1 tRNA gene and 2 rRNA genes are annotated in these 3,213 nt (G+C 54.9%); all 3 read left to right on the forward strand.

The features are described 5' to 3' along the window. The first annotated feature begins 52 nt into the window (after positions 1-52). Positions 53-2,877 (forward strand): 23S ribosomal RNA (locus EV655_RS18330). 75 nt (positions 2,878-2,952) lie between these two features. Further along, positions 2,953-3,067: ribosomal RNA gene (gene rrf, locus EV655_RS18335) — 5S ribosomal RNA — on the forward strand. A 67-nt stretch (positions 3,068-3,134) separates the two neighbouring features. Beyond that, positions 3,135-3,211, forward strand: a tRNA-Met gene (locus EV655_RS18340). The last annotated feature ends 2 nt before the right edge of the window (positions 3,212-3,213 follow it).

Genomic DNA, 3,213 nt, shown 5'->3' on the forward strand with positions numbered 1-3,213 from the left:
GGAGCGGGAAAAGTGACTTTTGATCGGAAAGAGCTTGTCTTTTTCTGGATCAAATCAAGCGCGATAAGGGCGTTTGGTGGATGCCTTGGCAGCAAGAGGCGATGAAGGACGTGATAACCTGCGATAAGCCATGGGGAGCCGGTAATAGGCTTTGATCCATGGATCTCCGAATGGGGCAACCCACCTGACAGTTGATTATAATTGCCTTAGGGCGGTTTATAATCTTCTGAAACAGGTACTTATGACCTGAATACATAGGGTTATAAGAGCGAACCCGGGGAACTGAAACATCTAAGTACCCGGAGGAAAGGAAATCAACAGATACTCCCCTAGTAGTGGCGAGCGAACGGGGACCAGCCGAGCCGTGAATGTGACCAGAACCGTCTGGAAAGTCGGGCCATAGTGGGTGACAGCCCCGTATGGGAAGCATGATCGGACGCATTAAGTAGGGCGGGACACGTGAAATCCTGTCTGAAGATCGGGGGACCACCCTCGAAGGCTAAGTACTCCTTGCTGACCGATAGCGAACCAGTACCGTGAGGGAAAGGTGAAAAGCACCCCGACTAGGGGAGTGAAACAGTACCTGAAACCGAGCGCCTACAAGCAGTCGGAGGGACCTCGAGTCCTGACGGCGTACCTTTTGTATAATGGGTCATCGACTTGGTCTCACGAGCAAGCTTAAGCCGATAGGTGTAGGCGTAGCGAAAGCGAGTCTTAAATGGGCGTTGAGTTCGTGGGATCAGACCCGAAACCGAGTGATCTAGGCATGACCAGGATGAAGGTACGGTAACACGTACTGGAGGTCCGAACCCACACCTGTTGAAAAAGGTCGGGATGAGTTGTGCCTAGGGGTGAAAGGCCAATCAAACTCGGAGATAGCTGGTTCTCCGCGAAATCTATTTAGGTAGAGCGTCATCCGAATACCCCGGGGGGTAGAGCACTGGATGGGTAATGGGGCCCCACAGGCTTACTGATCCTAACCAAACTCCGAATACCCGGGAGTACTAGATGGCAGACACACGGCGGGTGCTAACGTCCGTCGTGGAGAGGGAAACAACCCTGACCTACAGCTAAGGCCCCCAATTCGTGGCTAAGTGGGAAAGCAGGTGGGACGACCAAAACAACCAGGAGGTTGGCTTAGAAGCAGCCATCCTTTAAAGATAGCGTAACAGCTCACTGGTCTAATCAAGTTGTCCTGCGGCGAAGATGTAACGGGGCTCAAGCCACGAGCCGAAGCTTAGGACTGCGCAAGCAGTGGTAGCGGAGCGTAGTGTGACAAAACCCACGCCTCTTCTGCATCCTCGGATGCATCGGAGGCTCGGGTTTGGCTGAGAAGCCGGGCCGTGAGGCACCGGTGGAGCGATCACTAGTGAGAATGATGACATGAGTAGCGACAAACAGGGTGAGAGACCCTGTCGCCGAAAGTCCAAGGGTTCCTGCTTAAAGCTAATCTGAGCAGGGTAAGCCGGCCCCTAAGTCGAGGCTGAAAAGCGTAGACGATGGGAACCAGGTTAATATTCCTGGGCCAGGAGGATGTGACGGATCGTGAAGGTTGTTCGCCCTTAACGGATTGGGCGGGCCGCTGATCGGTTCCTGGAAATAGCCCTCCATCAGACCGTACCCTAAACCGACACAGGTGGACTGGTAGAGCATACCAAGGCGCTTGAGAGAACGATGTTGAAGGAACTCGGCAAAATACCTCCGTAAGTTCGCGAGAAGGAGGCCCCGTTCGTACGCAAGTATGGGCGGGGGGCACAAACCAGGGGGTGGCGACTGTTTACTAAAAACACAGGGCTCTGCGAAGTCGCAAGACGACGTATAGGGTCTGACGCCTGCCCGGTGCCGGAAGGTTAAAAGGAGGGGTGCAAGCTCCGAATTGAAGCCCCGGTAAACGGCGGCCGTAACTATAACGGTCCTAAGGTAGCGAAATTCCTTGTCGGGTAAGTTCCGACCTGCACGAATGGCGTAACGACTTCCCCGCTGTCTCCAACATCGACTCAGCGAAATTGAATTGCCTGTCAAGATGCAGGCTTCCCGCGGTTAGACGGAAAGACCCCGTGCACCTTCACTACAGCTTCACACTGGCATCAGGCATGCGATGTGCAGGATAGGTGGTAGGCTTCGAAGCAGGGACGCCAGTTCCTGTGGAGCCTCCCTTGAGATACCACCCTTCTCCTGCTTGATGTCTAACCGCGGTCCGTCATCCGGATCCGGGACCCTGTGTGGCGGGTAGTTTGACTGGGGCGGTCGCCTCCCAAAGTGTAACGGAGGCGCGCGAAGGTTGGCTCAGAGCGGTCGGAAATCGCTCGTTGAGTGCAATGGCAAAAGCCAGCCTGACTGCGAGACTGACAAGTCGAGCAGAGACGAAAGTCGGCCATAGTGATCCGGTGGTCCCGAGTGGAAGGGCCATCGCTCAACGGATAAAAGGTACGCCGGGGATAACAGGCTGATACTGCCCAAGAGTCCATATCGACGGCAGTGTTTGGCACCTCGATGTCGGCTCATCTCATCCTGGGGCTGGAGCAGGTCCCAAGGGTATGGCTGTTCGCCATTTAAAGAGGTACGTGAGCTGGGTTTAGAACGTCGTGAGACAGTTCGGTCCCTATCTGCCGTGGGTGTAGGATACTTGAGAGGAGTTGCCCCTAGTACGAGAGGACCGGGGTGAACGATCCACTGGTGGACCTGTTGTCGTGCCAACGGCAGTGCAGGGTAGCTATGATCGGACAGGATAACCGCTGAAGGCATCTAAGCGGGAAGCCCCCCTCAAAACAAGGTATCCCCGAGGGCCGTGGAAGACCACCACGTCGATAGGCCGGAGATGTAAGCGCAGCAATGCGTTCAGTTGACCGGTACTAATTGCCCGATAGGCTTGATTTGATCCAGTAATAGCCAAGCTGTACTGGTCAAAAGCACACAAAGTGTGACTTGGACAAAAATTTGGGTCTTCCTCGGTTTGGTGGTCATAGCGCGAGCAAAACACCCGGCTCCATTCCGAACCCGGCCGTTAAGTGCCGCCGCGCCGATGGTACTGCGTCTCAAGACGTGGGAGAGTAGGTCACCGCCAAACCTAGAAAGACCCAAATGCAACTCTCTTCGATGAACGTCCCTGAACATAAACACATCGGGACAATTGGCGCGGGGTGGAGCAGCCCGGTAGCTCGTCAGGCTCATAACCTGAAGGTCGTAGGTTCAAATCCTACCCCCGCAACCAAA

The organism is Rhodovulum euryhalinum, assembly GCF_004342445.1.
Taxonomy (GTDB): Bacteria; Pseudomonadota; Alphaproteobacteria; order Rhodobacterales; family Rhodobacteraceae; genus Rhodovulum; species Rhodovulum euryhalinum.